The 6,425-nt window shown below is 69.7% G+C and carries 7 protein-coding genes; all 7 read right to left on the minus strand.

Annotated elements, in window-relative coordinates; genetic code table 11:
* Positions 1-23: 23 nt before the first annotated feature.
* Entirely contained in the window at positions 24-881 is an 858-nt protein-coding gene (locus DVH02_RS00265; RefSeq protein WP_114621608.1) for a hypothetical protein, read from the minus strand.
* Entirely contained in the window at positions 878-2,623 is a 1,746-nt protein-coding gene (locus DVH02_RS00270) for a Hint domain-containing protein (RefSeq protein WP_147285977.1), read from the minus strand. The genes DVH02_RS00265 and DVH02_RS00270 overlap by 4 nt, the downstream gene beginning before the upstream one ends.
* 229 nt (positions 2,624-2,852) lie before the next feature.
* Positions 2,853-3,521 carry an OmpA family protein gene (locus DVH02_RS00275; RefSeq protein ID WP_114621610.1) on the minus strand — a complete coding sequence of 223 codons (669 nt, stop codon included), beginning with the start codon at positions 3,519-3,521 and terminating at the stop codon, positions 2,853-2,855.
* Positions 3,521-4,123: a hypothetical protein gene (locus tag DVH02_RS00280; RefSeq protein WP_114621611.1), complete on the minus strand. Its 603-nt coding sequence runs from the start codon at positions 4,121-4,123 to the stop codon at positions 3,521-3,523. Before DVH02_RS00280 ends, DVH02_RS00275 begins: the two co-directional genes overlap by 1 nt.
* A 26-nt stretch (positions 4,124-4,149) precedes the next feature.
* Positions 4,150-4,812: a pilus assembly protein TadG-related protein gene (locus tag DVH02_RS00285; protein WP_199566110.1), complete on the minus strand. Its 663-nt coding sequence runs from the start codon at positions 4,810-4,812 to the stop codon at positions 4,150-4,152.
* A 2-nt stretch (positions 4,813-4,814) separates the two neighbouring features.
* Positions 4,815-5,051, minus strand: coding sequence for a hypothetical protein (locus tag DVH02_RS00290; RefSeq protein WP_114621612.1), 237 nt, complete (start codon positions 5,049-5,051; stop codon positions 4,815-4,817).
* Between the two features lie 242 nt (positions 5,052-5,293).
* Positions 5,294-6,385, minus strand: a complete 1,092-nt coding sequence (locus DVH02_RS00295; protein ID WP_114621613.1) for a response regulator transcription factor — start codon at positions 6,383-6,385, stop codon at positions 5,294-5,296.
* Between the last annotated feature and the right edge of the window lie 40 nt (positions 6,386-6,425).

The raw sequence follows: 6,425 nt of genomic DNA on the forward strand, positions 1-6,425 counted from the left end.
CCCCTCCTCCTCATGTCGGCAGGTCAGCCGGTGACCGGCCACGGCAGCCTCACGGGCGCGCGCCGCCAGCGCGGCCCCGCACCGCGCAGCCCCACGGCGCGCAGCGCGGCCCCGGCGTCCTCCACGGTGTACGTAAGGAACAGCTCGTCCAGTTCATCGGCGGCGCCCAGCAGGGCCGCGCGCTCGGCGCGCGGGCAGTCGGCGAGCTGCCGGTCGAACAGGTCGCGCGCCGCCAGGTCCTGCGCGTACAGCTCCGGCGTATAGCGCCCCTCGGGGGGCCAGTCGGCCGCCATCCGCCGGCCCAGCCGCTCCCAGACACGCAGCGACACGGCGGCCGGGCTCTCCGAGCCGACGGCCGTCACCACGGGCGTGGGGAGGGGCTCGGCCCGGAGGATCTCGGGCAGCGGCCCCACCTCGGCGCGTGGAAAGGCCGCCACCGGCACCTCCACGGCGTCGACGGTGTACACGGGCGACTCCTCGTCCGAGGCGACCAGCCGGGCCCGTACCGCGGCGGCGGCGAGCGGATCCGGCGCGCCGGGGTCCGCCAGCCAGTAGGTCTCCGGATCGATACGGTCGTCGGGGAAGAGCACCGCCGCGCCCGTCGTACGGGCGAACTCGGCGGCCAGCGAGGGCTCGCTCGCGGGCGCGCCGGGCGCCAGGGCCTCCGGGCGCACCTGGAGGTCCAGGCTCAGCGCCACGTCGCCGCGCACCGGGTGGTACGTGCACAGCACGGCCGCCTCCCAGTCGCGGTCGGTCTGGTCGCTGTCGGTGTGGCGGACATCGACGTGCCCGGGAGTCAGCCGTACCGCGTCCGCGAGCCCGGCGGCCAGTTCGACCGGGTTCAGGGACCGGCTGATCAGAAAATTGCAGAGCAGGATCACGGGTAGGTTCCCTCGACGATACGCCGGGCCTTCTCGACGGCCTGGGGATTGTTCGTGAACTTCGGGTTCATTTCGAGTTGTTTGAGCGATTTCGCGTCGCCCTTGGCTATCAGCTGGAGCGCCGAGTACTCGATACGGTCCAGTTTGACGAGTCCGGGGCCTTCCTTCGGGAAGACCGTGCCGTTCGCCTTCACCTCGTATCCGCGTCCGTTGACGCGATAGGTGTTTCCGTCGGGATCCAGGGTCGCTTTTCCCTGGGAGATCGCCTTGATGTCGTCGTCGACTTTCTTCTGCGTTCCGTCGAGGATCACGGTGTTGGACTCCTTGACCTCGCTGCCCACGGAGCCCTTGATGGTGTGCCGGCGGTGCGGTCGCGTCAGTGTCTTGCCGGCGGCGGGCCCGGGGACGCCGTCGGCGACGGGCCACTCGCAGTTGTTGTTGTGGACGAGCGCGGCGGCGGTGCCCACGCCGACGTAGTAGGTGTGGAGTCCCTCGACGGTCAGGTCGTGTGTCGTGCGCCGTCGCACGTAGTGGCGGGCGCCGAGGACCTTCAGCGTCGTACCGCGCTCGGCCAGCAGGAGCGCGCCGGGCCTGATGTCTCCGGCGTCGCGCCAGCGGCGCCGGTCGGTGAGGTAGAAGGGGTGCGTGTCGGTGGCGGTGACGACGGCGGTGCCGGTGTCCGTGCGCACCGTGAGCCGGGTGAACTCCTTGTCGGCGTGGGTGGTGAACGTACGGGTCACCGGCCGGGCCAGGGTGCGGCCGGTGAGCGGGTCGGTGGCCCTGACGAGGTCGCCGACGCGCACCTCCTCGATGGGCGCGCGCGTGCCGTCGGCGAGGAGTACGGGGGTGCCGGGCAGGAAGCTGTGGGCGACGGGGCAGGAGACGGGGCTGTCGTTCGGTTTGCCATTCGGCTTGTCGCCGTCGGGTTTTCCGTCCGGCTTTCCGTCGGACTTTCCGCCGGGCTTTCCGCCGGGCTTTCCGTCTGGCTTTCCGTCTGGCTTCTTCGGTTTCTCCGCGCCGAGCCGCTTGCGGGCTTCGGCGAGTCTGTCCTCGGCCTTGCCGACGCGTTTGCGGTTCTTGATGAGGCCCTTGATGCCGTCGTACAGGTCGCCGCCGTGTTTCTTCAGCGCCCGTACGAGGGCCACGGCCTTTTTCCACTTCCAGGGCGCACCGTACTTGGCCGCGAGTTTGCCTGCGGCGCCCCCGACGACATTGAGAAGGACATTGACGAGCGTCTCGGTGCAGGCACCCATGTCGCCCTTGGTGACGCAGTCCAGGGCATCGGTGATCCCCAGCTCGTCGGCGAGGATCTTGGCCAGTTCCCTCGCTGCTTCGACGGCCTTGTCGGAATCGGACTTCTCGTCCTCCTGGGCGTCCTGAAGCTCTTTCAGCGCGGCGTCGAAGTCGATCCGGGCCTGGCTCGCGGGCGTGGCGTCGCCCTGCTGCCCTTCGTACGTACCGTCGTTCGCACCTGGCACACCTGGCACACCTGGCGCACCTGGCGCCTCGGAAGACCTGGACGGGCCGGTGGCGTCTTCGGCCCGGTCCTCGCCCCCGGACTCCACGCCGCCGCAGTCGGCGCCGCCGGTGACGCGGCAGACCTGCGTTCTGATCCCGTCGGCCAGGGTCGGCCCCACGCTGGTCATCACCAGCGCGCCGACGATCGCCGCGACGACGGCCACCAGGCCGACGTACTCGACGGCTCCTTGCCCCCGCCCCCGCTGCGTCCCGCGCAGCCCCAACAGACGGACATCCGTGCGCGGTAACAGCCCACGCGCACGACGACGAATACGACGCACTACCCCCGGTGGCGGCATATCACGGAGATTAGGGGCCCGGACACACCGGGTCGTGGGTCCGGGGGCCCAAGACCGGGCTCAAATCCGTCCGGTCCCCGGCCCGGTACGGCGAAGGGGCCCGCCCCGCGGCCGAACCGGCCGTGGACCGAGCCCCTTCACGGGCAGCCGTGGGTCAGCCCTCGGAGCCGCCGCTCGCGCCGCGCGGGAAGGAGACCTCCACGCGACGGTTCTTCTTGCGGCCTTCTTCTGTGCTGTTGTCCGCGATCGGGTAGTCCTCGCTGTAGCCGCGGACCTCGTAGGTGATGCCGGCGTCGTCGAGCTGTTCGTTCAGCACCTTCTGCACCGCGTCCGCGCGCTGCTTGGAGAGCACCTTGCCGTGCGCGTAGGAGCCGAGGTTGTCGGTGAAGCCGAAGACCCGGACCTTCGTCGCGCCCTGCTTCTTGATCTCGTTGGCGATGGCCGCGATACGGCCATTGGCACGGCTGCTGAGTTCCGCGCTGTCCTTGCCGAAGAGGACCTCGGCCTGGAGCGCGAACTTCACGTTCTCGTTGGTGTCCTCGCGGCGCTCCTCGCCGCCTTCGGACTCGACGACCGAGATGATGTCGAGCACCTTCGCCGGGGCGAGGGTGGCACCGTCACGGAGCTTGAGCCCGGAGGCGTTGCCGTCGACCTGGGGCGGCGGCGAGGTGGAGCCGGTGCCGGGCGGCGTGCTGGGCGACTCGTCGGCGCGGGCACCGGGGGCCAGGGTGAACTGCACGCCCGCGAGGAGCACCGCGGCGGCGAGCGCCGTCGCCGCGGGGCGCCTGGCCGCCCGGGTGGCGCGGGGCGTCGGGGCGGTCATCAGGAGATCTCAATCGTGGCGGTGGGCATGACGGGAAGCTGGAGGTCGACCTGAGTGGTGGACGACGGCGGGGCCGGGAACTGGGCGAAGAAGGCGACGCTGGTCCCTCCGTCCAGGCGCGTGATGCCGGTCGTGGTCAGCGGGTTCGCGTCGGTGTCGCGCAGGACGTAGTAGCGCTTCTTCTCCGCCTTGTCCACGAGCGTCATTCCCGCGAAGGAGCGCCCTTTGCTCTTGATCTGCGATTCCAGCCCGTTCCACTGGAGCGGCAACTGCTTGTTCCCGCCGGAGGTGTTCTTGACCGTCCCCGTGATGGTCAGAAACCCTCCCGAGTCGCGCTCGGCGGTGTGAATGAGGACCTGGATACCGTCGCTGCCGTTGATCGTCGCCAGGGTCTTGCTGGTGTCGGGGACCGTGGGACCGTCGTCCTTCCCCTGGTCCTCAGCCTTGGACTTGTCGGCGGCGGGCGCCGACGACGACGAGTCGGCGCCCGACTTCCCGTCGTCGTCGGTGCCGCCGCACGCCGTCAGGGAGACGGCCAGCGAGACCGCGGCCAGGGCGACGGCGGTCCTCCTCCGTGCCTGCGCTCCGTGCCACACGCTCATTGTCATTCCTTTGCGTTCGCTCGCTGTCAGTCCCTGGCCAGCCGGACCAGGAACAGATCGGCCATGTCGGGGAGGAGGTCGAGGTGATCGGGGTCGATCTTCCACGGCCTGCCACCGCACACGAGAAGGCCCGGGGACACCGGTTTGGCGTCTTCCGGGTCGTCGTCGTTCGCCGGTGGCTTCGCTTCCTCTTCCTCTTCCTTTTCGGCAGGTTTGAAGGTGCACCGGGGCTCGACGACCGCCGTGGCATGCGCCCTGGCGTGCTTCTTCTCGGTGCCCGGCAGAATGTTGGCGCCCATCGGCTTCTGAGTGATGACGTTCACCGTGAAGCTCCATCGGTTGCGGGCGAAGGAGCAGCCACCACCATCAGCCGAGTTGTCCAGATCGGCCTTGTTCTCGTCCGCGAACCTGGCTGCCGCGGAGCAGCCGTCGGCGGTGCCGATCCGGTCACCGTTGAAGAGGTCTTCCAGGAATCCCGGGTTCAGCAGACCGCCCAGGAAATCCTCGCTGAACAGATCGCGGGACTCCTGGGCTGCCGCCAGGGCCGCGGCATCCGCCGCGGACTGGGCACCATTGCGTGTCGCACCGGCCTGACCGACCGCGAAGAACGCGAGCGCGAGAAAGAGCAGGCCCGCCACCATCGTGATGTAGATGGGAGCGGCCTGCCCTGACTCGCGGGTTGAGTTCATGCTCAGCCGGCGTCGAGGATCTCGCTGACCTTGTCCGACAGGCCGGACGCGATGTCGTCCGCGACGCCCGTGCCGACGATCGCCACGATGATCAGAGCCACCAGGACGATCACACCGACGTACTCCACGGCGCCCTGGCCCTTGTCGCGGCGGCTCTTCATCGCCGTGATGGCCGTGTTCGCCCAGGTGCCGACGTAGACCTTGGTGGCGGTCGTGGCCTTCAGCGTGATGTTCGACATGGTGTTCTCCTCCGGTGTCGGCCGGCCGCATTCCGGCCGACTCGTACGAGTCTGTGGTGTCATTCGCGATTCCGGCTTCCTCCTGGCCGGTCTCGCTGGCGACATGAGAAACGTACGCCGGGGAGGGGGTGGTCGCCATGGGCCTGTGGGCCCAACCGCGGGCCCAAGAGGCGGCTTGGGCCCGCAGTTGGGCCTTCGCGCCACGGGGGGCGGGCGTGGTGGCACGGGGGGCGGAAGGACGCTCAGCCATGGCCGGTCGTCCTTCCCCGCGCGTTTCCGTTCCAGAGCGCGATGGCCTCACCGCGGCTGGCCGCGTTGAGCTTGGCGAAGATGCGGTTGATGTGGTTCTTGACCGTCTTCTGGCTGATGAAGCAGGCGGCGGCGATCTGCTGATTGGTCATGCCGGACGCGATCAGGTCCATGATCTCCACCTCCCGCTGGCTCAGGTCCACGTACGGATTCGCGCGGGACGCGGCGAGCCCGGAGGGCTCGGCCTGCTGCCGCCCCTGCCATGAATGTGCCATATTCGCTTGCGAAAGCGAAGCCTCTTGAGCAAATCGTTGCCTGTTCAACTCTTGGTCAACTTGCCTGGACTGCGTGTTTGTTGCAGGCATCGGCGGCAAATAGGGTGGCTGATCTGTTGGCATCGCGTGTGCGGATGCAGATGCGCGCTCAGGGACGGCGGGGGTGTAGCCGGGGCCGGTGAAGGCCGTGCCCAGCCCTTCCGGCAGGGGCTCCTGCCCGTCACCCCGGCCACCGCCCCGCACCGTCGCCAGCAGCGCGCTGGAGGCGGAGTAGGTGAAGTGGGCCCTGCCCTGTTTGATGTCCGTGACGGCGTGGACCAACTGGTCGGCGGTGAACTCGCCGTGCACCAGATAGCCGCCCGCGCCCAGCCTCAGCGCCTCGTGGACGATCCGGCTCTCCCGGCTGTACGTCATCATCAGTACCGGCGCCAGCCGCACCAGGTGCGGCAGGGCGGATATGCCGTCGACGCCCGGCATCCGCACATCCAGCAGGATGACGTCCGGGCGGGTCTGCACGGCCAGTTCGTACGCCTGCCGGCCGTCCGACGCCTCCGCGACGACCTCGATGTCGTCACGGCCGGAGAGCAGCACGGTGAGCCCGGCGCGTACCACCGGGTTGTCGTCGGCCACGACCACGCGCAGCGGCGGCCGGGCGGGCATCGGGTGCGGGAGGTCGGGGAAGCCCGCCGGGTCCGCGGGAGGCGTGGGGGCCGCGGGGGGCATGAAGGGGACGGTGGTGATGGGGCTCGCGGGTGCCACAGAGTGCGCCGACGGTACGAGCGGTGAGGTTCTGGGGATGTCGTCCGGCATGGCTGCGGCCTCCTCTCGGGGTGCGGTGGGATCGGGTGCG

It is taken from the genome of Streptomyces corynorhini (genome assembly GCF_003346515.1).
Taxonomy (GTDB): domain Bacteria; phylum Actinomycetota; class Actinomycetes; order Streptomycetales; family Streptomycetaceae; genus Streptomyces; species Streptomyces corynorhini.